General features: G+C 40.7%; 18 protein-coding genes. 7 read left to right on the top strand and 11 right to left on the bottom strand.

Going from position 1 to position 24664, the window contains the following annotated elements:
- Window positions 1-11: 11 nt before the first annotated feature.
- From HLH16_RS02605 to HLH16_RS02620, 4 genes are all read right to left on the bottom strand, one after another.
- Window positions 12-836, bottom strand: coding sequence for a hypothetical protein (locus HLH16_RS02605; RefSeq protein ID WP_171528127.1), 825 nt, complete (start codon window positions 834-836; stop codon window positions 12-14).
- 108 nt (window positions 837-944) lie between these two features.
- Window positions 945-2537 carry a peptide chain release factor 3 gene (locus tag HLH16_RS02610; RefSeq protein WP_131290311.1) on the bottom strand — a complete coding sequence of 531 codons (1593 nt, stop codon included), beginning with the start codon at window positions 2535-2537 and terminating at the stop codon, window positions 945-947.
- 124 nt (window positions 2538-2661) lie between these two features.
- Window positions 2662-4731 carry a bifunctional diguanylate cyclase/phosphodiesterase gene (locus tag HLH16_RS02615; protein WP_171528128.1) on the bottom strand — a complete coding sequence of 690 codons (2070 nt, stop codon included), beginning with the start codon at window positions 4729-4731 and terminating at the stop codon, window positions 2662-2664.
- Window positions 4732-5209: 478 nt separating this feature from the next.
- Entirely contained in the window at window positions 5210-7408 is a 2199-nt protein-coding gene (locus HLH16_RS02620; protein WP_171528129.1) for a carboxy terminal-processing peptidase, read from the bottom strand.
- Window positions 7409-7608: 200 nt separating this feature from the next.
- Here HLH16_RS02620 and nagZ point away from each other — a divergent pair, with 200 nt between their 5' ends.
- Together nagZ and HLH16_RS02630 are read left to right on the top strand one after the other, a co-directional pair.
- Complete coding sequence (gene nagZ, locus HLH16_RS02625; RefSeq protein ID WP_171528130.1) at window positions 7609-8631, top strand: beta-N-acetylhexosaminidase; 1023 nt, start codon at window positions 7609-7611, stop codon at window positions 8629-8631.
- A gap of 182 nt (window positions 8632-8813) precedes the next feature.
- Window positions 8814-9674, top strand: a complete 861-nt coding sequence (locus tag HLH16_RS02630; protein ID WP_171528131.1) for a class I SAM-dependent methyltransferase — start codon at window positions 8814-8816, stop codon at window positions 9672-9674.
- Between the two features lie 28 nt (window positions 9675-9702).
- Here the strand turns inward: HLH16_RS02630 and HLH16_RS02635 are convergent, their stop codons facing one another.
- On the bottom strand, window positions 9703-11034 hold the full coding sequence (locus HLH16_RS02635; protein ID WP_171528132.1) for an alpha/beta fold hydrolase: 1332 nt from the start codon (window positions 11032-11034) through the stop codon (window positions 9703-9705).
- A 302-nt stretch (window positions 11035-11336) separates the two neighbouring features.
- On the opposite strand from HLH16_RS02635, the gene HLH16_RS02640 reads away from it, so the two are divergent.
- From HLH16_RS02640 to pta, 4 genes are all read left to right on the top strand, one after another.
- Entirely contained in the window at window positions 11337-12602 is a 1266-nt protein-coding gene (locus HLH16_RS02640) for a glutamate-5-semialdehyde dehydrogenase (protein WP_171528133.1), read from the top strand.
- 122 nt (window positions 12603-12724) lie between these two features.
- Window positions 12725-13126 carry a hypothetical protein gene (locus HLH16_RS02645; protein WP_171528134.1) on the top strand — a complete coding sequence of 134 codons (402 nt, stop codon included), beginning with the start codon at window positions 12725-12727 and terminating at the stop codon, window positions 13124-13126.
- A 312-nt stretch (window positions 13127-13438) separates the two neighbouring features.
- Window positions 13439-14659: an acetate/propionate family kinase gene (locus HLH16_RS02650; protein WP_131290336.1), complete on the top strand. Its 1221-nt coding sequence runs from the start codon at window positions 13439-13441 to the stop codon at window positions 14657-14659.
- Window positions 14660-14715: 56 nt separating this feature from the next.
- Window positions 14716-16857, top strand: a complete 2142-nt coding sequence (pta, locus tag HLH16_RS02655; protein WP_171528135.1) for a phosphate acetyltransferase — start codon at window positions 14716-14718, stop codon at window positions 16855-16857.
- 109 nt (window positions 16858-16966) lie between these two features.
- Here pta and HLH16_RS02660 read toward each other — a convergent pair whose 3' ends face one another.
- On the bottom strand, window positions 16967-17428 hold the full coding sequence (locus HLH16_RS02660) for a hypothetical protein (RefSeq protein WP_171528136.1): 462 nt from the start codon (window positions 17426-17428) through the stop codon (window positions 16967-16969).
- Between the two features lie 40 nt (window positions 17429-17468).
- Complete coding sequence (locus HLH16_RS02665) at window positions 17469-18092, bottom strand: class I SAM-dependent methyltransferase (RefSeq protein WP_171528197.1); 624 nt, start codon at window positions 18090-18092, stop codon at window positions 17469-17471.
- 672 nt (window positions 18093-18764) lie between these two features.
- Here HLH16_RS02665 and HLH16_RS02670 point away from each other — a divergent pair.
- Window positions 18765-20291 carry a fumarate hydratase gene (locus HLH16_RS02670; RefSeq protein ID WP_171528137.1) on the top strand — a complete coding sequence of 509 codons (1527 nt, stop codon included), beginning with the start codon at window positions 18765-18767 and terminating at the stop codon, window positions 20289-20291.
- 67 nt (window positions 20292-20358) lie between these two features.
- Here the strand turns inward: HLH16_RS02670 and HLH16_RS02675 are convergent, their stop codons facing one another.
- The 4 genes from HLH16_RS02675 to clpP all read right to left on the bottom strand — a co-directional run bounded on the left by HLH16_RS02675 (window position 20359) and on the right by clpP (window position 24536).
- Window positions 20359-21492: an IS4 family transposase gene (locus HLH16_RS02675; protein WP_171528138.1), complete on the bottom strand. Its 1134-nt coding sequence runs from the start codon at window positions 21490-21492 to the stop codon at window positions 20359-20361.
- Between the two features lie 182 nt (window positions 21493-21674).
- Entirely contained in the window at window positions 21675-22388 is a 714-nt protein-coding gene (locus tag HLH16_RS02680; RefSeq protein WP_131287343.1) for a DUF2846 domain-containing protein, read from the bottom strand.
- A gap of 204 nt (window positions 22389-22592) precedes the next feature.
- Complete coding sequence (gene clpX / locus HLH16_RS02685; protein ID WP_171528139.1) at window positions 22593-23903, bottom strand: ATP-dependent protease ATP-binding subunit ClpX; 1311 nt, start codon at window positions 23901-23903, stop codon at window positions 22593-22595.
- Window positions 23904-23930: 27 nt separating this feature from the next.
- Window positions 23931-24536 carry an ATP-dependent Clp endopeptidase proteolytic subunit ClpP gene (clpP, locus tag HLH16_RS02690; RefSeq protein ID WP_131287347.1) on the bottom strand — a complete coding sequence of 202 codons (606 nt, stop codon included), beginning with the start codon at window positions 24534-24536 and terminating at the stop codon, window positions 23931-23933.
- Window positions 24537-24664 lie beyond the last annotated feature (128 nt).

Raw genomic sequence — 24664 nt, forward strand, 5'->3', positions numbered from 1 at the left:
AAAATAGATAACTAGAACATATGCTGATAAACATCAACTTTCAATAACTGTTGCGTTTGTTGTTGGGTTAAATAAATATCCAGTTGTGCTCCATCCTGAACAATTTCATGGGTACGATAATGTAAACCAATCCCTTCCTGATCAAAGAACCAGTCGGCTTGTCCCCAATACAGTTTTTTCGGCGCCTTCTGCTTCACTTCAGCCGTTTGTTCCTTTAACCATTTTTGATAAGCTTGCTGCACAATGCTATTCATAGTGTTTTGCTGTTTCGGTTCAATCACATGCAATAAAGTGACAGCTTTCTGTTTTTTACGATCGGCCACAAAGAAATAATAACGTTCCTTAACCTTAATGCCTTCTTGATTGGTATCTACGCCTAATTGCATCAACACATATTGATTACGCTGATAGGCAATTCGCGTATACATCGACAGCTCATAAGCTTTATTTTTGGAGAATTCGGCTTGCCATGCATCCGACTTTTTCACATACGCATTGATGGCTTGTTGCAGGCTCATATTTTGTTTCATGCCGATTTGATCTTGAATCACCAACGCCTGGCTTTTCGCAATCCAGTCATTTAACCAGACATCTTCGGTATGTACGGTTTGAATACTCAGATCGATACAATTTTTGGTTTCACAAAAGGGTAAAGCAATTTTTGCATCTTGTTCTTGAATATTTAAATACGGCAAAACTTCTGCATTTTCGGTTTTGAATACAGAAGTTTCAGATTTTTCATGTGATGGGTCTGGTTGTTCTTTTTTTGAAGCATCGCAGGCACTGAGTATCAAACCAATGGCGATCACTGATGCACCCACTATTTTCCCATTCATGCTTACAACTCTTTTTCTAAAGTGACTGATCTATATAAATGTATCTATATAAATGATTTTACATAATAAAACAGCTTCATAAAGAAGCTGTTTTATTTTTCGTTATGTTTAGTGTTCGCGTGTAGCACGGAATTGAATATCCGGATAACGCTCTTGCATGAGTTGCAAGTTCACACGACTTGGCGCCAGGTAAGTCAAATGACCGCCACCATCAATCGAAAGCTGGTCATGCGCTTTTTTCTTAAATTCGTTGAATTTCTTTTCATCATCACATGAAACCCAACGTACGGTATTAATGTTTACAGGCTCATAAACACAATCAACCTTGTATTCTTCTTTCAAGCGATACGCTACCACTTCAAACTGAAGTACACCGACTGCCCCGACAATCAAATCATTATTAATTTGCGGCATAAATACCTGAGTCGCGCCCTCTTCCGAAAGCTCTTTCAAACCTTTTTGCAGTTGTTTTGATTTAAGCGGATCTTTAAGACGTACACGGCGGAACATTTCTGGTGCAAAGTGTGGAATACCAGTGAAGTGAATATTTTCACCCGATGAAAAAGCATCACCGATTTGAATGGTACCGTGGTTATGCAAACCAATGATGTCACCTGGCCAAGCTTCTTCTAGCTGTTCACGTTCACCCGCCAAGAAAGTTAATGCATCACTGATCCGTACATCTTTACCCAGACGGACATGATTCATTTTTAAACCTTTCTCATACTTACCTGAACAGATTCGCATGAATGCAATACGGTCACGATGTTTCGGATCCATATTGGCCTGAATTTTAAATACAAAGCCGGTGAAACCTTCTTCAGTGGCTTCTACAGTACGTTCTTTGGTTGGATGCGCTTTAGGTTCAGGTGCCCACTTAATGAAAGCATCCAAAACATGATCCACCGCAAAGTTACCTAAAGCAGTACCAAACAAGACTGGGGTTTGTTTACCTTGCAAGAATAGCTCACGATCAATCGGATCATTGGCCATTTGCACCAGTTCCAAAGATTCTTCAAAAGCAGCAAAAGCAAGATCACCGACTTTTTCACGCAAGTCTGGATAATCATAACCCTCACGGATTTCAATGTCGGTAATGGTTGAACCAAAACCGGCTTTGTAGACGTAAAATTTTTCTTCTAAAAGATTATAGACACCGGCGAAATCACGTCCTGTACCCATTGGCCAGGTCAGTGGCACACAACGGATTTTTAACACGTTTTCAATTTCATCAAGCAATTCTAACGGCTCGCGGATTTCACGGTCCATTTTGTTGACGAAAGAAATGATCGGTGTGTCGCGCATACGACACACTTCCATCAATTTAATGGTACGTTCTTCGACACCTTTTGCACCATCAATCACCATAAGTGCAGAGTCAACCGCAGTTAAAGTACGGTAAGTATCTTCCGAGAAGTCTTCATGTCCCGGAGTGTCAAGTAAGTTAATCACATGCTTTTTATAAGGAAACTGCATAACCGATGTGGTGATGGAAATACCACGTTCTTTTTCCATTTCCATCCAGTCAGAAGTTGCAGCACGGTCTGACTTACGGCTTTTGACCATCCCAGCAACCTGAATCGCTTTACCCCATAACAACAGTTTTTCTGTCATGGTGGTTTTACCAGCATCGGGGTGGGAAATAATCGCGAACGTCCGTCGCTTCGCGACCTGTGCCGCTAATTCGTCTTTAAAACTCATGAAAGATACCTACTGCAGAATGGCAGTGTAAAAGATCAGAACTGATCAATATAAAAATTTGGCGATATTGTAGCAGATCATCAAACTTTTGAAATGAACTAAACTTGTTCAAAGCTCAGCAAGCTTAAATAGGCAGCGCGTATCTGCTCTCTTCCAATCGATCAACATTCACCGGCATTCCTAACAGATATCCTTGCAATTGCTGGCAACCTAAACGGGTCAAGATGTCTGCCTGCGCTGGCGTTTCCACCCCTTCCGCGGTAACCACCAAACCTAATTTAATCGCTAACTGGATAATACTTTCCAAAATAATTTCATCTTTTGAACCCTTGCACAGATCACGAATAAACTCTCGATCTATTTTCAATTCATCCACAGGCAAGTTCTTTAAATATAAAAAGCTGGAATGTCCGGTTCCAAAGTCATCAATCGCCAGCTTGATGCCCATCTGACGCAGGCGCTCAAAACTGCGAATACTGGCATCAATATGATGCATCGCGGTAGATTCGGTAATTTCAATCGCTAAATGATTGGGATGAATTTGATACTTATCAAATAAGCGCTCAAGAGTTGAAAACAAATGCTTATGTTCAAACTGTACCGCCGATAAATTCACGGCGAGCGGGAAATAGTTTGAATCATTTTGCTCCCAAATCTGAATCTGCTTGCACGCTTGCTCAAGTGCCCAATAGCCCATTTGAATAATGAGTCCGGTTTTTTCAGCACCATCGATAAACATATTCGGGGTCAACAGTCCCAAACTGGGATGATTCCAACGGATCAATGCTTCCACACCACAAACTTCATGGCTGCTGGTGGTAAATTTAGGTTGGTAAAATAGAATAAATTGTTGTTCTTCAACCGCTTTGTATAAATCATTGATCAACTTGGTCTGGCTTTTGGTTTCTTGTTGATCAACACTGTAATTAAACACCGAATAGGTATTTCTGCCCTGATATTTAGACATCAACATTGCAGCATCGGCATTGATCAGCAAATCTTGTAAATTATTTCCATGATTTGGATACATCGCTATGCCGATACTACTGGAAATATTAATTTCTTTGCCGGCAATCAAGAAACTGTCTTGGATCAGCCGCAATACTTTTTCTGACTTTTCGATCGCCTGTTCAATGCTTGCTCTTTCAAGAACCATCAAAAATTCATCGCTACCGATACGAAGAAGTTTTTCCTTTTCTGTGAGTATGCGCTGAATGCGTGTAGCGAGTTGCACCAGCAATTGATCACCCACATGATGACCAAATACATCATTTACTGCCTTAAAGCGATCTAAATCAATATAAAGAAATGCAATTTTATCATCTCGATAACGATGCTCAGTAAATAGCAAATGTGAATATTCAGCCAGGAATAAACGATTCGGCAACTTGGTTAAATTATCTTGGACGGCTTGATTGGCAAGCTCACGATTGGCTTTAGAAAGCTGTTTATTGCGCGCTTCCAAGCGTAGTTCTAATAAAGCTACGGTGAATGCAGCAACCAGGATTAAACTGCTTACAAAGATGATGCTAAATAAAATTAACCCTTGTCCAGTTTTATCATTTGAAACCAGTGGATTCGCATCAATCGCATAAAAAGCGGCAGAGGCCATACCCGTATAGTGCATACCCACAATGGTGAGTGCCATCATGAAAACAATAGAGGTTTTAATATGCGGCAATTTATGTACTGCCTTTTTATATTTAAAGGTCAGCCAAAACGTTAAACCAGAACCAATAATGGCAATCAAGACTGAACAAATGGTTAAGTGTGGATCATAATAAATTTGATGTTGATCAACGATCAAACCCATCATTCCGGTATAGTGCATCCCTGCAATGCCCAAGCCCATCAGGATCGCGCCTAAAACAAGACGTAAAAATGGTAAGGTTGCTCGGGTGGTTAGCCAAACCGCAAAGGTAGATGCGATAAACGCGATCACATAAGAAAGGAAAGTAAGGCCGTAGTCAAAAGAATACTCAGCAGGTAAATCACAGGCGAGCACCCCCATATAGTGCATACACCAAATTGCAGCACCCAACATGCAACCACTTATAACAAGAAGAATTTTTTCATATTTCTGACCTAAGCCACGGAATAATGATTGTTCAATCGACACTGCAAAATAACAGCCCAAAACAGCAACAATAATTGAACCTACCACGAGACTAAGATCATAATTTATATGAGCCATATTAAGCTTCCATATAGGTTATCTTTCTTGTTTTAATCCACGTTATTAATACCATTTATCCTTTCACAAAAGTTTTTCGTTCATTAAAGAGTACTTATAAAAACAATCAATTAAAACAAGCATCTAATACTATTCTATTTTGGTCAAGTGATTATTACTCTATTCATTTTTTTACTAATTTATTTATTTAATTAATTAAAGATAGATCAAACTTTTGATCATTATCCCCACACTGTTCATATTTCCTGTGGTTCAAGGCATTCCATATTTTTCCATCTAACTCCGCGCTGCTAAAAAATCTGGTGGCCAATGACAAGCAAAAGTCCAATCAGATGCATTACATCTTGTTGTCTATCCCTTTATTTTAAAATGAGCTATTTCAAATTCAAAACCACCAATACACAGACAAATAAAAAGCCAGTCAGATGAACTGACTGGCTTTTTGCATATTTAAAAAGATAGTGCGTAATGCTTAAACTTAGTTTGCAGCCGCTTTAGCAGATTGTAATTTCGCATAATCCAATAAAATATTGGCAGACTCTGTGACAAACGCCTCTTCTTCAGGTAAATAAGGTCGTTGAGTTACCTTCATTTTTGCACGTGACTCAACCAATGCATCCATAGAAGCCTGGTAGCTTTCCCAATTGGCATAAGGCTTTTGACCTGTCACCGCACGACGCTGATTCTCTGCCTCTAAAGTTTTCTGTTCCAGCGTATTCAACTCCGCTTTACGCTGATCAATATCAAGAACAACCCGTTTTTGCTCTTCAGTTTTTTTAGCAATCGCTTTGCGTTGTTCCAGATATTTAAATTGCGGATCAACCACTACGCGTTGTTGTGACATTTGCGCCAGGTTTTGCACATACGGTTGTACAGAACCTTCACGCTTGAATGGTGCAGTTGGAATGGTATCCCATTTCAAGGCATTCTTGGCTTTACGTTCACCAAACTCTTCGTTGTAGATATCCACCAGTTTAATGTCGGGCACTACGCCTTTATTTTGGGTACTACCACCCGTAACGCGATAGAATTTACGTTGCGTTAAGGTCGCTTGACCATGCGCCAAAGTATCCAGTTGGACTTGCGCTGTACCTTTACCGGTAGTGGTACTACCAATCACGATACCGCGTTCATAATCCTGAATAGCCGCAGAATAAATTTCACTGGCTGATGCTGACGCCAAGTTCACCATAACTGCAAGTGGACCTGCATAGGTTTGTGCACCGCCATCATCATCTTCAAACACGCTGACATTGCCACTACCATCACGAATTTGCACCACTGGACCTGACTTGATCACCTGACCCAACATGCGTGCAACTTCTTCAAGTGAACCGCCCGGGTTATTACGTAAATCAATAATAATCCCTGCCACATTTTTCGCAGCCAAAGCTTTTAAAGCGTTGTTGGTATCTTCAGAAACCGAGCGATAATCGGTACCTGCACGGCGCGCACGATAGTTTAAATAGAACGATGGAATTTCAATCACACCAAAGGTATAGTTTTTACCATCGCGCTTAATATCAACCGTACGTGAACGTACACCGGCATCTTCTTCCTGAATCACATCACGAACCAAACTCACGGTACGTGCCTGACTCATTGATGCACCGGCACCCAGTAAACGCAGGCTGACTTTGGTTCCGCGCTTACCACGGATTAAACCAACCACTTCGTTACTTGCCCAGCCAATGACATCGACCATTTTTTCGCCGTCTTGCGCAACACCGATAATACGATCACCCGATTTAATCTGACCGGACTTACTGGCCGGACCACCTTCGACGATGGTTTCAATCTTGGTGTAATCCTCATTACCGCGTTCAGGGCGAATCGAAACCCCAATCCCCTCTAATTGCAAGGTGGTTTGACGGTTCAATTCCATTGCATCTACAGGCGGGAAATAGTTACTGTGCGGATCATAGGTCAACATCATCGCATTTAAAGTTTTGTCTAAGACATCGTCACTTTTAACACGGCTAATTCGTTCAAGTTGACGGGTATAACGCTTGGTCAAGGTTTGAACTGGAGTTAAATCCTCTGGGCTGGCTAAATCCTGTCCATTGGCTAAAGCCGGATCAGCTTTTAACGCTTTTTGCTTCGCAGACTCTTCTTCTTTGCTAATGTTTAAGTTGATGAGTTGCGACACCAGCATTTTTTGCCAATGTGCACGTTGTTCTGCTGCAGACTTGAAATAAGGTGCTTTTTCGCGATCAGTATCAATATAGACATTGCTTTGTTTCAAGTTTTGCGGCTTTTTCAACTCAGCCAACATGAATTGATAAAACTGTTTTAAACGTTCACGATATTGGGCATGAATTAAATATGGACCCGATAAATCCCCAGCTTTTAGTGCAGCACCAAAATTGGCACCATAATTTTTCTTATATTGTTCAACTTCAGGTGCTAAAAATAATGAATGATCTGCATCTAGGCTATCTAAATAAAAATCAAGAATTCGATTAGAGGTAGCCGCATCTAAACGCTGATTTAAATAATGCTGACGGTCAACCAAAGTCGCCAGTTGGCGTGATACAAGCGCTTGTTCTTGCGTTGGCTGTATAGATTGAGAAACTGCAACAGTCGTATTTGCAGCAATTGCCTCGTTTACTACATGAGTAAAGAAAAACCCTCCAGTCGCAATTGCAACTGCACAAGCTAATGTCTGAAGTTTCATAAATAATTCTTACTTCCTTGGTCTTTGACCAATATTCCAACGTCATTTTTCAACATGAATGCAGTATATTCAAAATCTTAAACAACTTAATATGTGTATGTCGTGTAGTTTTATCATATTCTGTACTGTCAAAATGTAGCAAATCATTGCAGAATTCGGGTATTGTTTTTTCTTTATAAAATTCCAACACGGACACCGATATGATTGGCGCATTGATGCTAGACATCGCTGGCACAGAACTTACTCAAGAAGATATTGAACTATTACGAACACCGCAAGTAGGTGGCATGATTTTATTTGCTCGAAATATAGAATCACCACAACAAGTTCGTGCTTTAACAGATCATATGCGTCGTATCAGACCCGATATTTTAATTGCCGTGGACCAGGAAGGCGGTCGCGTACAGCGTTTAAGACAGGGCTTTACCCTGCTTCCTGCAATGGGGCGTTTGGGTGAACTCTATCTAACCGAACCTGAAAAAGCAGTTGATTTAGCGGAACAATGTGGTTGGCTGATGGCAACTGAAGTGCTTGCCGTCGGGATTGATTTCAGTTTTGCCCCAGTATTGGACTTAAACGATGTCAGCGATGTGATTGGCGACCGTGGCTTTGCCAAAAATATTCAGGATATTGTCCCGCTTGCCAGTGCTTTTATGAAAGGCATGAAGCGTGCAGGCATGGCCAATACCGGTAAACATTTTCCGGGTCACGGCTCCGTTAAAGCCGATTCGCATGTGGCAGCACCTGTCGATTCACGTGCTTATGATGAAATTTACAACAAGGATATGCAGACCTTTATTCAGCTGATGCCGCAACTAGATGCACTCATGCCAGCGCATGTGATTTACGATCAGGTCGATCCCAACCCTGCCGGCTTCTCACCCTACTGGATTCAAAACATTTTGCGTCAGGAACTCAACTTTGATGGCGTACTGTTCTCGGATGACTTAACCATGCAAGCGGCTTGCGTGGTCGGTGGTGCTGATGCACGTATTCAAGCTGCCCTTAAAGCCGGTTGTGACATGGGCTTGGTCTGTAACGACCGTTCAGCGGCTTGTCTTGCTTTAGAAGGGATTCATGACTTGCCTTTACCGAATCAAGAACGTCTAGAACGTATGCGTGGTAAAATTCCTGAACTTACGGTTGGCGAAACACTGAACTTGGGTACTGAATGGAAACAGGTTCGGGATACGATCGAAAACTTTAAAAATTCATTGAATTAATGCGATAAAAGGAACACGACAAGGTGTTCCTTTTTCTTTATGATAATTAAAAATAAAATCAGAGACTTCTTGCATATATTGGCTGATATTAGCTTTTAAAAGATACGAATCAGTCATATAAGAAGCCTATCCAACACTCACTTATATATTTAAAACTACAAAAACATACAGGTCAGGATGATATGACACAACAGCTTTCAGAACATCGACACATTTCATTTACTGCGCATTACACCGGCTATATTTGGTACACTATGGGGATCTCACACCCCGTTTTTGCAACCTCTAAAGGCAAAATGCTCGCCAAACTGGTTCACCCTTTAGAAAGTTGGGCTGAAAAATTTGTCGGCGGCAGTATGCGTACCACGCTCAAACAACGCCATCGCATGATTGATCAGCATCTTACCCAACTGATTGAGCAATTCCCAGATTTACAGGTACTTGAAATCGCAAGTGGTTTATCACCACGCGGTTGGAACTTTCGACAAAAGTTTCCCAATATTGATTATCATGAACTTGATTTACCCGGTATGGCAAAAGTCAAAACTCAAGCCTTGAAACAGATTGATGCCAATAGTCCGGAAGTTTTATCGGTGGATTTATTCACTGCTGATTTTGAGCAAACTTTTTACGTATTTGACCCCACTCGGCCATTGGTGGTGATTAGTGAAGGTTTGATTAACTACTTCAACAAAGACATGCTATTGCAGTTACTGCAAGCGATTACACATTACGGTCAGGACTTTAAAGAACTGCATTACCTGACCGATATTTATCCGGAACCGGTCAAAAATAAATTGGCCAATTTTATTTGGGCCAGCAGTAAATTACTGAAATGGATGTCCAAGAGTGCATTTAGCTTTCATTTTACTCATCCTCAGCAAGCGCAGGATTTTTTCCAGCAAGCAGGTTTTGAAAATATCACGGTTGTTCAACCTCAACAGTATTTTCAAGAGCAGTCGACAAATGAATCACCTAGTGATGAACACCTGGGAGATTTGGTCTGGATGATTCATGCAAGCAAAAAAAACAGCGTTGAATAACGCTGTTTCCATCTTGATAAGGAAGCGCCTAACTGACTGATTCCAGTACCAGCATCGCTTCTTTTTGTCGTTGTACATAACGCAATAAGCGTTCTGCCACTTCAAAGCTGCCATGTTTAAATAAGGCACGGATTTGTGTTGCATCTACCTCAAAAATCAAACATTCAATCTTGAATTGACCTTCTTCATCTTCCAAATGCAAAGCCAAATCACGTGGATATTGCTCAACTTTTGCAGTTAAGCCTTCAGCAAATTCAAGTAAAACCCCAAAGAAGTTTAGATCAATAATATGAGTGGGCAATTGTAACTCTGAATGACGATGGGTCAATACCGTCATTGGGCTTTGTACCGCAATACGTTCTTCACCGCGACGCTCTAAGGTCAGTAACTGTGCACGTGTCATCGGGATAACACCATCCACAGTATGGATCGACTGACCTTGCAAGAAAGTTGCAAACAAATTCATGGTTTCCTTACGGCGCTGTAATTGCGGTACATGATCTGCATTGGCGATCATGGCAAATTCCATGTCTGGACATTGCAAGGCAAAATTTGCATTTTCATGAGGCAAGGTAAAACTGTCATATTGACCACAAGCTACTAGTACTTTGCATTCAGGAATTGGCACATCAGTTAAACGTAGTAAACGGCTACAGTTAATTTCATAGCGATCTTGCTCGGTTGCAGTAAATTCAGCCATCTGTTTAAAAAATAAACGTTTTGCAGTGGGTGACATTTTGGTTTGATCAATTTTGGCATGATTGACCAAATACAGAATCACCGCTTGACCGAACTCGTCCATGCGTTGTTCTTTCATTAAATGCAAGGATTCTTCCAGCAACATGCGCCAGCTTTTACGGTTTTTTTGCATCACGCCCATCAGAATCATGCGGTCAATCAATTCAGGGCGTTGATGTGCCAAGCCTGAAGCGACCACGGAACCTAGCGACATCCCCATTACTGACACTTTGGACAAATTTTCTATATCCAGCCATTCACCGAGCATACGTGCCAAATCCGGTAATTCCAAAGTTCCTGCAGAAATGCCGGTATCACGATTGGTAATTTGTTGATTGGCGCCCATAGACGGTAAATCAATGAGGATGATTGGACCTGCACTGAGCAACTGTTCTACACAATATTTATAAGAGTTGAAATTTTGAAATGCCCCGCCAATAATGACGATTGGAGTATTGTGAATCGTTTCAGGTTGAGTAATCGCCATATATTCAATTTTCCAGCCATTGATCCACGTTGTACGTGCAGGCTCTTTAAAACTGTTTCTATGGTAAAGATCAAAAAAGCCTAAACTCGTGTTTGATTCTTGTACTTCCGAGTCCATTTGGATCATGGAATTCATATCCCTTCCTCCATTCTTGCCTTATTGTTATTTTGCAAGAAAATAAATATAGAATTTCTGCGCTGTACTGCATCCATTCATTTGCTTTAATTATCAGACATCAATGTCATTATTTTTTATTCTATACAGAGGATGATTTGACACGCAACTTATTCCATGACCACTTATCTAAATTTACAAATAAAACAATTTAAAAATATGAATCGCTTGAAAAGTTTCAAAATTTTTTTCCAGATAGATGCTTCATTGTCTTGTTCCAGACTGTTACTATCAAAGGTGTAATTTCTAAGTGATCAACCGCTATGCAAGATTCAATTGAACAATATATGCAAACGGTAGGACAACAAGCACGCCAAGCTTCTCGCGTGTTAGCAAGCGCTTCTACCCAAACAAAAAACAATGCTTTATCTGCAATTTACACTGCTTTAGAAGACAGTGAAGCTGCTATTTTAGCTGCGAACCAAATTGATATGACCAAAGGTCGTAACAGCAATTTGGACAGTGCATTACTTGATCGCTTAGAACTTACCCCCACACGCTTTAAAGGCATGCTGCATGGTTTAAAAGATGTGATGAGCCTGATTGACCCTATTGGGGAAATCACCGATTTAGCCTTCCGCCCTTCCGGAATTCAGCTCGGTAAAATGCGTGTACCTTTAGGTGTCGTCGGCATGATTTATGAATCACGCCCGAATGTGACCCTTGAAGCTGCATCTCTTGCGCTAAAATCTGGAAATGCCATTATTCTGCGTGGTGGTTCTGAAGCACTGGAATCAAATAAAGCCATTGCTGAAGCGATTCAACATGGTTTAAAAACTTCAGGTTTACCTGAAACTTCAGTGCAAGTGATTAACACACCTGATCGTGCTGCGGTCGGTCATCTGATTACCATGTCTGAATATGTGGATGTGATTGTTCCACGTGGAGGCAAAGGGCTGATTGAACGTGTGAGCAATGAAGCGCGTATTCCAGTGATTAAACACCTGGATGGTAATTGCCATGTCTTTGTTGAAGCACAAGCCGATTTGCAAAAAGCTTTACCGATTGCGCTGAATGCCAAGACCCATCGTTATGGCGTATGTAATGCCATGGAAACCTTATTGGTGGATGAAAAAGTCGCTGAAGAATTCTTGCCTAACATTGCTGAATTGTATGCAGAGAAACAGGTTGAACTGCGTGGTTGCCGTGAAACACAGCGCATTCTAGGTTCAACTGTGAAACCTGCCAGCGAAGAAGATTGGTACACCGAATATCTAGGTCCAATTTTGGCGGTTAAAGTGGTCAGCGGTATTGATGAGGCGATTGATCATATCAACAAATATGGTTCACATCATACCGATGCCATCATTACTGAAAACTATAGTCTTGCTCGCCAGTTCTTGGCCCGTGTAGATTCAAGCTCAGTGATGATCAATGCATCTACGCGTTTTGCAGATGGTTTTGAATATGGTTTAGGTGCAGAAATTGGTATCTCAACTGACAAGATTCATGCCCGTGGCCCTGTGGGTCTTGAAGGTCTGACTTCGCAAAAATGGATCGTGTTTGGTGATGGTCAAATTCGCCAATAAATCCTGCACTTAATAAAAGTATTCCGTGTTCAGCTTCAAGCATGAGGCTGAACATAGCCACTCCAATATCTCTAAGCTAAATTTCATAAGATGATAAAAATAACCATAAAAGGGAAAATGCGATGTTTTATTATTTAATGGTCTGCACATTTGTATTGGCATTACTGGTTTCCTTTACCGTAATGAAAATTTTTTCCCATTCTATCAATCAAATTCTGGCTCGAATTATTAACGATCCGATTCATGAAGCCTGGGCAAAATACACCAAATTTGCCGGCATGGTCGTGGGTACATCTTCCGGCATTCGTATTTACGATATGGAAAAATACATTACCCCCCTCACCTACACCGAGAATGACAAAAAAATTGTCATCGAGCTAACCCAAGAACGCTGGGTACTGGAAATTTATCGGACGATTATTGAAACCCTACAAGGCTTGGCCTGGATGATGCTGGTGTTTTTTATGGTGGCACTGATTGCTTATGTGATCGTACGTTGGTCAGAAATAAAGTATCAAAACTAAGCATTAAAACTACACTTATATTCTGCTCAAAATTGATCGTCCATGCTATGTTTAAAATTCATACAAAGACATACTTTACAATTCAGTACTATTTTATTAATAAATGAAATCTATCAGCTGATAAATTTTAATTATTATTATCCTACTGGTCGATAGTGCTTAAGTCTAATCTCCTAAAGTCTAGCTTGTGGCTATAAAAACCAACATGGTACAACTATTAAACAGATCGGATGATGCCTAGCAAAATGAATATCAACGATCAGGGGTAATACAACAATTCAAGTACGATAATTTTTAGTTAAGGAATACGTCATGCCTAAATCAGTACTCGTCATCAATTGCGGCTCTTCATCGATTAAATTTGCATTATTGCTTGAAGATCAAGAATTCCGCATCCATGGTTTGGCTGAAAACTTGGGTACGCCTGAAGCGCGGATTAAAGGTGTGACTGTAGGCAATGAACCTGTTGATATCCGTATTCCGAATGCTGATCATAAAGAAGCGTTAGAAGTAGGTTTAGAGCGTTTAGCTAATTATAAACCTGACGCAATCGGTCATCGTATCGTGCATGGTGGTACGCTCACCAAAGCAGAATTGTTGACTGACGATATTATTGAAAAAATCCGTGCAGCAACGCCACTTGCACCGCTGCACAACCCTGCGCATTTAGTGGGTATTGAAGCAACCAAACGTCTTTTCCCAGACCTGCCACAAGTGGCGGTATTTGATACGGCATTCCACCAAACTATGCCGGAACATGCTTTCCGTTATGCATTACCAAAATTCCTATACACCGAACACAATGTCCGCCGTTACGGTTTCCACGGAACCAGTCACGCCTATGTATCTGAACGTGGTTCAGAGCTGGCTGGCAGCTTTAAACAAGGTGGCTGGTTAACAGCACATTTAGGTAACGGTAGCTCGACCTGTGCAATCTGGAATGGTCAAAGTGTGGATACCTCTATGGGTCTAACCCCACTTGAAGGCATTGTTATGGGCACCCGTAGCGGTGATGTCGATCCAAGTTTGCACAGCTTCCTGGCTGCTAACCTTGGCTGGGATCTCTACAAAATTGACAAGATGCTTAACAAAGAAAGTGGTTTGCTCGGTTTATCAGACAATCTTTCAAATGACATGCGTACCCTGATTGAAGCATCACAACAAGGCAATGAAGATGCCACGATTGCGATTGAAGTATTCTGCTACCGTCTCGCTAAATCTCTGGCTGCTTTAAGCTGTGGCTTGCCACGTCTTGATGGTCTGTTCTTTACCGGCGGTATTGGCGAAAACTCGGCTTATATCCGCGAAAAAACCATGGCTTACTTACCTCATTTCGGTTTCAACTTAAGCAAAGAACAAAACGACAACTTGAAACGCGGAACGGAAGGCCGTATCGATGCAGGTACAGGTCCGCAAATCTGGGTTGTTCCTACTGATGAAGAAGGTCGCATCGCGCAAGAAACTGAGCATGTTGTGAATGAGGTGAGTCAATTCGCTGCAAAAAAGTTTGAAGCTGATGTTGCGATGGCTTAAGCCATCGCACATTTTATGATGCTCATCATTGAATCCTTTTTATTTAGAATCAAGCTATGAAAACAATTTTATTAGTTCCAACCGGGGAAGGCGTAGGATTAACTTCAGCCAGTCTAGGCCTAGTTTACGCTTTGGAATGCCAAGGTGTGAAAGCCGGTTTTCTTAAACCTTTTTCACAAGAAAAAAATCAGCAAATAGATGGTACAACAGCGCTGTATCGTCATTTATCCAAAAGCGAAACGGTTGAACCGATTGCTTATGAAAATCTCATCCAGCGACTGAGTCTGGGTGAAAGTGATGAGTTACTTGAAGAGGCTGTACGCCTGCATCGCCAAATTGCAAAACAGCATGATGTCATTATTGTGATGGGCTTAGTCCCGACCAGTCGCGATGCTTTTGCAGCAGAATTTAATGCAACTTTAGCCAAAGCCTTGGATGCCCAAGTCATTGTGGTGAGCAATGCAGATGTGAATAACCCTGTCGCGACTGCCGACAAAGTGGATACGCAATTACGCCGTTTAGGCGGTGCTGCCAATGACCGCACTGCCGGTGTGCTCTTTATGCGCACCAAAGGTTTGCCTGAAGATTCTGCACAAATTCCTGTCACGCTTGATCCAAGTATCCGCTTAATTAGCGACACCAATAAATTTGTTGCAGCGATTCAAAAAACCCATGCGCATATTGGTTCTGAACATCTTCCAGTGATTGGTTTAGTGCCGTTTAGTAACACCCTGAGTGTTCCGCGCATCTCTGATCTGGCAGCACATATTTCAGCAGAATGGATTAACAAGGGTGAAGCCTCACAGCGTCGTGTATTACACAGCAGTTTAATTGCTTCAAATATTGAACATGAACTGAATAAATTTGTGGCCGGTGAACTGATCATTAGCGCATCTGACCGTATTGATGTTTTATTGGCAAGTAGTTTGGCAAGTTGCAATGGTATTCCCCTAGCAGGATTAGTGTTGACAGAACGCCATGAACCGAATGCAACTGTTCTAGAATTCTGCCAAGCTGCAATTAAAAATGGCCTACCGATTCTGCATACTTCATTAAGCACCTTTGAAACTGCTCAAAGTCTTTCAAATTTAAGTAATGAAATTCCAGTCGATGATACTGAACGTGCAGAACAGGTGACGCGCTTCGTATCCAGTCACATTAATCTGGATTGGCTGGTACAAATCCTGAATGGTTCATACAAACCACGTTTGTCCCCTTCTGCTTTCCGCCACGAATTGGTTCAAAAATCAATTGCGGCGAAAAAACGTATTGTCCTGCCAGAAGGTGATGAACCACGTACCATTCAAGCAGCAGCCATTTGCCAAGCGCGTGGTATCGCACACTGTGTTTTATTGGCGAAACCTGAAGTTGTGATTGAGGTTGCCAAAGCACGTAATATCGAATTGCCGCATGATCTTGAAATTATCGATCCGGATCTGATTCGCATCAATTACGTCGAAAAAATGGTGGCGTTGCGCAAAGGTAAAATTAACGAATTACAAGCACGTGAACAACTGCAAGATACCGTTGTACTGGGTACCATGATGCTTGCTCTCGATCAAGTTGATGGACTAGTCTCTGGCGCAGTACACACCACAGCGAATACAGTTCGTCCTGCATTCCAGCTGATTAAGACGGCTCCTGATTACTCACTAGTATCCTCTGTGTTCTTTATGTTGTTGCCAGATGAAGTCTACGTTTACGGTGACTGTGCAATCAATCCTGATCCGGATGCTGAACAGCTGGCTGAAATTGCAATTCAATCGGCAGATTCAGCAAAAGCCTTTGGTATTGACCCACGTATTGCCATGATTTCTTACTCCACTGGTACTTCTGGTACGGGTGCAGATGTAGAGAAAGTGGCTGAAGCAACACGTATTGCTAAAGCGCGTCGTCCTGATTTGCTGATTGATGGTCCATTGCAATACGACGCGGCATCGGTTGAAAGTGTAGGTCAATCAAAAGCACCAGGTTCACCTGTTGCCGGTCGTGCCAATGTGTTTATTTTCCCTGACTTAAATACCGGTAACACCACTTACAAAGCCGTACAACGTGCTGCGAATGTGGTGAGTGTAGGACCAATGTTGCAAGGTTTAAATAAACCGGTGAATGACTTGTCACGTGGGGCATTGGTCGATGACATCGTGTTCACAATTGCTTTGACTGCGATTCAGGCAGAGCAACAAGCTGCTCAATAACGCTTAAAATCAAGTTCTCCATGCCACCTGATTGAAAAATTGGGTGGTTTTTTTATGCGGATTCCATATAACAACCATTATTTTTAAATAGCGGATGATTTAGCTGAAATTAATCGGTTAAGGCGACTCTTATCTTTCTTATAGTTGGATCATTCGTTTTAACGAGAAAAATATTTCCATCAGATTTCATACAGGGAATTTTACTGTTAGCGTCAAAAAAACTTGACCTAAAAATTTGCTGAATTTTATTGTCTCTAAAGCCTACGAGGTAAAGACTCTGATCAGGATAAGATGCTATTTTTCCCAAATACTTTTGGTTATCGTTGAGTATTTTTTTCGAAAAATATTTATGGAATTCGGGATCAGTGAGACTTTGATAAGATCCTAATATACAAACAGTATCACTATAAGGAAATATTGAGCTTACTTTCAACGGTTGATCTAATATCTTTAGATTCCAGTATATATGGAGTGCTTTATCAAAAGGCTTATCTAAATAAATCGGCCAAAACTTAACAAATAAATATAACAAGCCAAAAGTTATGTAGCCTAATAATAATATTCTAATCATGCCAACTGCTCTTTATTTAATTATTGTTCCACATTTTTATTTAGAATTTTTCATCAATTTTCTTTGCCAACCATACGGTATGTCCTGCACAGTCCTGATCTTCCGCGACCATCTTCACCACTTCAAAACCATAATCTTTTAATAATTGTCGATATTCATCTTGCGACAAACTGGCGTGATATAAAGCCTCACCAAACATATCCCCTATCACTTCACCATGACTTGGCCCACTGGTAAACATCAAAGCTGTACCTGTTTCAGCTAATCTAGAAAACTGAACAAACATCTTGCGCTGATTATCAGGAGTCAAATGGAAAAAACTGTCCCACGCCAAAATGCCTTGGAAATTTTGTCCTAAATCTATCTGACGCATATCTGCCTGAATCCAGCGCTGTTCAGGAAAGTTTTGTTGTGCCATTTCAATCATGACATCGGAACTATCCACACCGACCACGGAATGACCTTGGGCAATTAAATAGGCTGCAATGGGTTTCGCTGAACCACAGCCTAAATCAAGGATTGTTGAATGTTCTGGAATGAGCGAAAGAAAATGATCCAACCATGCTTTTTCATAAAGGAATTGACCACGTAATACTGTCCATGTACGTGCATGTTTTTTATAAATTTCAATAATATTTTGCGCAAGTTCAGACTGATCTTTCATCATCAATGTTTTCATATTTTTAAAAGAGTATACGCAGATTTAGATCGAGATTTGAAGATTTGAAGATTTGAAGATTTGAAGATTTGAAGATTTGAAGATTTGAAGATTTGAAGATTTGAAGATTTGAAGATTTGAAGATTTGAAGATTTGAAGATTTGAAGATTTGAAGATTTAGAATGTTTTTATTTTGATAAAATTTAAAGCAAAAAAAAGAAGATAGAGCTTAAGCCTGATCTTCTTTTTGACCGTAAAACCATGTCGCTGCGATATATAAAGAAAAACCAACGACTGAAACTACTGCAGTAATCATACACTTATAACACTCTAGATTTGACGAGCTCATTATGTAAAAGTTTTATGACAAATTTATGACAATATTGCCATATTTAAGACAGCTCAAAATAATCATATTAATTAAATAATTTTCAATAAGTTAAAATAAAAAATAGATTTAAATTATTTTGATTGCTGCTTTAAATGACATATTGCCACTGAAATACGACAGCCTTTTGTCATATTTATGACAGAAATCCCCCACAAAAATGACAGTTAAATTGAGTTGAAATTTGCTATTAAACTTTCGGCCAAAAATCATTCAAAACGCCCACAAAACTTGCTTTTTATCTTATAATTTAGCCCGCTAGCTAACAGCCCGCTCAAGAGATATTTGATATGACAACTATTATCAAGCAAGATGACTTGATCACATCGGTAAAAGATGCGCTTCAGTTTATTTCTTACTATCACCCACAGGACTTCATCCAAGCGATGAGCCGTGCTTATGATCGTGAAGAAAATAAAGCTGCTAAAGACGCGATTGCACAAATCTTAATTAACTCTCGTATGTGTGCAGAAGGTCATCGTCCGATCTGCCAAGATACGGGTATTGTTAACGTATTTCTTGAAGTGGGCTTAGACGTTAAATTTGATTTAACGATGAGCTTAGACGATGCCATTAACGAAGGTGTACGTCAGGGTTATTTAGAAAACTCGAACATTCTTCGCGCATCAGTTTTAGCTGATCCTGCTTTTGGTCGTAAAAATACCAAAGACAATACGCCTGCTGTAATCCACTACAAACTCGTACCTGGTAACAAAGTAGACATTACTGTTGCTGCTAAGGGTGGCGGTTCAGAAAATAAATCTAAACTTGCGATGTTGAATCCATCTGATTCAATCGTGGATTGGGTACTTAAAACTGTTCCAACCATGGGTGCAGGCTGGTGTCCTCCTGGCATGCTCGGTATCGGTATTGGTGGTACTGCTGAAAAAGCCATGATGCTTGCCAAAGAAGCATTGATGGAAGAAATCAACATGGACGAATTGCTTCGTCGTGGTCCACAAAGCCAAATGGAAGAACTCCGTATCGAGATCTTCGAAAAAGTAAATGCTTTGGGTATTGGTGCGCAAGGTCTTGGCGGTTTAACCACAGTTCTTGATATCAAAATCAAAGACTATCCATGTCACGCTGCGGGTAAACCAGTCGGTATGATTCCGAACTGTGCTGCAACCCGTCATGCACACTTCCAGTTAGACGGTACTGGTGTTGCTCACATTCAAGCACCTAAACTTGATGACTACCCTGCTGTAACTTGGGATTCTTCAACTTCTAAACGTGTTGACCTAGACAACATCACTCAAGAAGAAATGAACTCTTGGCAACCAGGTGACACATTACTTCTTAACGGTACAATCTATACTGGTCGTGATGCTGCGCACAAACGTATGGTTGACATGATCAACAATGGTGAAGAATTGCCTGTCGATCTTAAAGGTAAATTCATTTACTACGTTGGCCCTGTTGATCCAGTGGGTGATGAAGTAGTTGGTCCTGCAGGCCCAACAACGGCTACACGTATGGACAAATTCACACGCCAAGTTTTAGAACATACTGGTTTGTTCGGTATGATTGGTAAAGCGGATCGTGGTCCGACTGCTATTGAAGCAATTAAAGACAATAAAGCGACTTACTTGATGGCTGTAGGTGGTGCTGCTTACCTGGTATCTAAAGCAGTTCGTCAAGCTGAAGTGGTTGCTTTTGCTGACTTAGGTATGGAAGCAATCTACAAATTTGTAGTTGAAGATATGCCTGTATCTGTTGCAGTAGATGTGAATGGTACCTCTATTCATGCAATTGCACCAAAAATCTGGCAAGCGAAAATTGGTAAAATTCCAGTGGTTGATGCTGCTGCGGTTTAATTTTCCACGCTAAAAAAGCACCCAAATGGCCACTGCTGTCCCACAATTTTTACAAGAGGAAGCTCATTTAAGCTTCCTCTTGTTTGATGGGGACTTTATCGGGTGAAAATAACGCTTTTAAGGTTTTTATTTCAAATAAATTCACTTGAATTATTCTGAGTAAGCGCTGAACTGTCCAGCCTTTTTTCCCTAAATGTTGAGCGAAACTTACCAGTAAATAGGCGATCATCGCAATCCAGATTTGCGTCTGAATGGCGTTCTTGCTTCGGCCTAAAAAGGCTTTTAATTTCAGGTTCTGTTTAATCGCTTTAAAGAACAATTCAACTTTCCAGCGGTCTTTGTAAATCGCTGCAATGGTAGAGGCAGCTAGATGAAAGTTATTGCTGAGAAAGCTAAAGTGCTTGCCACTTTGCTGATCTCTATATTCAATTCTTCTTAATACGGGGGCTTTTCTTTTTAGGGCATGTGCGCTATTTAGCTGAATGGTTTCATCTTTTAGAATGCCTTTGGATTCAAGCACGGGATGTTGCTGGATCACCTGATACACCGATTTAGGTCTAAAACGTGTCACAAAGCTAACGTTTTGAGCGCTTAGATTCGCATACCATTGATAATCGACATAGCCTTTATCAAAGACCACAATGCTGACAGCGGGAAACTGGAATTTTCGGCCTTGTACCATGTCATTTTCTTTACCATTTTCAACTGCAATAAACTCAGGAATATCATTGCTGTGATTCAATCCTATGCTGAGTTTCATGCTGGCTTTTGAGTCGTGAACTTTGGCCCATTCACATAAGGAAAGCGACAGGTCAATATGACTGGCATCCAGGGAATATAATGGATTCTTAAAGCGAAATTTATGGGCTACTTTTGAGTGTTCATAGTATTTAAGCAACTTGTAAAAGAGCTGTTGATACAAGGCAGCAGGCTGCTCCTCGTTGATTCGTGCCAGCGTGCTTCGGGGAATAGACTTTGCTCCGAAATGACTCAGTTTTTCCTGTTGGCACTCCAGATTGGATTGAATATCTCTCAGACTTTGCCTGCAGGAAAGTTGAGACATCAAGATGGCAATAAACTGACCCCATCTTGAAGCCGCTCTAAATTTCTGTCCAACATGGTGTACTTTAGCAAGTTGTTCAAAATCCTGTCGCACGACGGGTTTAATAAGCTGATGAAATACGGTATTCTGATGTGACAAAACCTGAATCCTGGTCGTTAAAGTGTTTGTTTGCACTCATATTTTAACGATTTAGACTCAGGTTTTTTATTTAAATCAAACTATGGGACAGCAGTGCCCAAATGGGTGCTTTTTTTTGAATCTAGATAAATTTTTTTACTTAATCGAAACTTATTTTCAGCTTCAAATTGAGGAGTGTGTATTTACCAAGTCATTGGATTCCACAATTTAAATGGTGTGGTCAGTTGCACATCTTCCGCAGGATCATATTTAGCAGGTTTAAGCTTTTGAGCTTTTTTACGTATTTTACCTGTATTTTGATCTTGAGCCACAAAGTTAAAACTTTCCGATTTTAACTGGGTAAATGCGATTTCGTTTAAACCTGCTTTTTCAGGCACCATCATCAATGGTCCCGAAACTTCACGACGGGTACTTAAATTTTCTTCATCATATTTAATAAAATAGGACTGGCCTGCTTCCACGGTAAAATCTAAATATTTAGGCTTTTGAAAATGCTGTGCACCCAAAGGACGACTGCTCGATAAACGATACGTTCCTGCCGGCAATTCAATCCAGTAATAATGATTATTCAATAAACTGGGAATGCGCTCACTATTAATAAAAAGACTGGAGGCCACAATTTCTTGACGGTTCCATTTACTGTCAGGACGGTACATATACACAATGGCTGCTTGATCATTTTGTGCTTGTACAGGCTGAAAACGTTGTCCTAATTTTTGGTTGACCCAAGCACCAATGGTAAACATACCGAGACGGTGCTGCTCAATAAAGCCTGGCTTGCTGTTAAAATCAACAGGTTTTAGGGTTGATGTTACTTGGGCATGTTCAACAGCAGATTTGCCATGACACCCCATTAAAATAATGCTTGCACAGACCGCAATACAGACTCCACGCATGATTTTCCCTCACCGCGTATTTTTTATTTTTGTACTCAATTAAACACTTAATTTTTCGCTATATTGATCGCGACATTGATCTGAGTTAGTTGATCTTATTTAGGCATCCACGCCTAGTGTTTGAGATTAACATTGCGTTTTATTTTTGGAAATAAAAAACGTGCGAAAACACAAGTTTTCCGCACGTTTCAGACGAATAGCGAATTAAGCAGATTTAGAGTTTACAACTTTCAAATCTACTTTAGGCGCAGCTTCAGTCTCTGCTTTAGGTTGACGCTCTGCCTTTAACTCTGGCTTTCCTTCACCATTAATCACCGCATCAGTTACCACCACAGTCCCGACATCGGTACGGCTTGGTAAATCATACATGGTTTCAAGTAAAGAATTTTCCAGGATTGAACGCAGACCACGTGCACCTGTATTACGTTCTAATGCTTTTTTGGCAACAGCACGCAATGCAGAATCTTCAAATACAAGGTCAACATTTTCCATACCGAATAAATATTGGTATTGGCGTGTTAAGGCATTTTTCGGTTCAGTCAGAATCTGCATCAGTGCATCTTCATCCAACTCTTCCAAAGTTGCAATCACCGGTAAACGACCAATGAATTCTGGAATTAAACCAAATTTCACCAAGTCATTCGCTTCCACTTGACGGAATAAATCAGACAATTTTTTAGTTTCGTCTTTTTTCTTCACGTCCGCAGTGAAACCAATACCGCCTTTTTCTTGACGTTGTTGGACGATTTTCTCAAGACCCGAGAAGGCACCGCCACAAATGAACAAGATATTCGAGGTATCAATTTGAATGAACTCTTGTTGCGGATGCTTACGACCACCTTGTGGTGGAATTGAGGCAACCGTACCTTCGATCATTTTCAATAATGCTTGCTGTACACCTTCGCCCGATACATCACGGGTAATCGACGGGTTTTCAGACTTGCGGGTAATCTTGTCGATTTCATCGATATAGATAATACCCTTTTGCGCTTTCTCTACATCGTAATCCGCTTTTTGCAAAAGTTTCTGTACGATGTTTTCAACGTCTTCACCGACATAACCGGCTTCGGTTAATGTCGTTGCATCTGCCATAGCAAATGGAACATCGAGAAGACGCGCTAAAGTTTGAGCAAGTAAGGTTTTACCTGAACCGGTTGGTCCAACCAGCAGAATATTACTTTTCGCAAGTTCTACAGCATCATCAGGTTTATGACCTGAGTTGGTGACTTTTAAACGTTTGTAATGGTTATAAACCGCAACTGAAAGCGTTTTTTTCGCAACATCTTGACCAATGACATATTGATCAAGCGCAGCACGAATTTCATGTGGTTTTGGCAAAGGTTTAGTTGCCCAATCACCAGATTCGACTTGCTGACTGGTCTGGACTAAATCTAAGCATACGTCCACACACTCATTACAGATGTAAGCGTCCTCACCTGCAATCAGTTTCCCGACTTCAGACTGCGTTTTACCGCAAAATGAACAATGCTTTTGTCCTTGAGGATGTTCGGACATATTCACTCCAATATTAAAATCTGAAAATTATGGACGTTTACTTAACACTTCATCCACGAGACCGTATTCTTTAGCAGCCTGGGCTGTCATAAAGTTGTCACGGTCAGTATCTCTTGCAACAGTTTCATAGTCTTGACCACTATGCTCTGCCATTAAACGGTTTAAACGTTCTTTAATGAATAGAATTTCACGTGCGTGAATTTCAATATCCGATGCTTGACCACGGAAACCACCGAGTGGCTGGTGAATCATCACACGGGCATTTTCCAAGCAATAACGCTTACCTTTCGCACCGGCATTCAACAAGAACGCACCCATAGATGCCGCTTGACCCATACAATAAGTCACTACATCGGGTTTAATAAACTGCATGGTGTCATAAATTGCCATACCTGCAGTCACCGAACCACCTGGTGAATTAATATAGAGGTGTATATCTTTATCTGGGTTCTCTGCTTCTAAAAACAACATTTGAGCAACAATTAAGTTGGCCATGTTGTCTTCAACTTCACCTGTTAAAAAAATTACACGCTCACGCAAAAGGCGTGAATAAATATCAAAAGAACGCTCACCACGAGAAGACTGTTCTACGACCATTGGCACTAAAGCGTTATCAATTGTTGGAACATACATACGTTATTTATTCCTAAATTTTTTGTTACTCAACTCATAGTCACAATATGAGGGATAATTGTCTAAATTGCAAAATATTCCCAATTAAATAACAGATATTTTTTGCATAAGCTTTGTTAATTCAGGAC

Source organism: Acinetobacter sp. ANC 5378 (assembly GCF_013004315.1).
In the GTDB taxonomy this organism is placed as follows: Bacteria; Pseudomonadota; Gammaproteobacteria; order Pseudomonadales; family Moraxellaceae; genus Acinetobacter.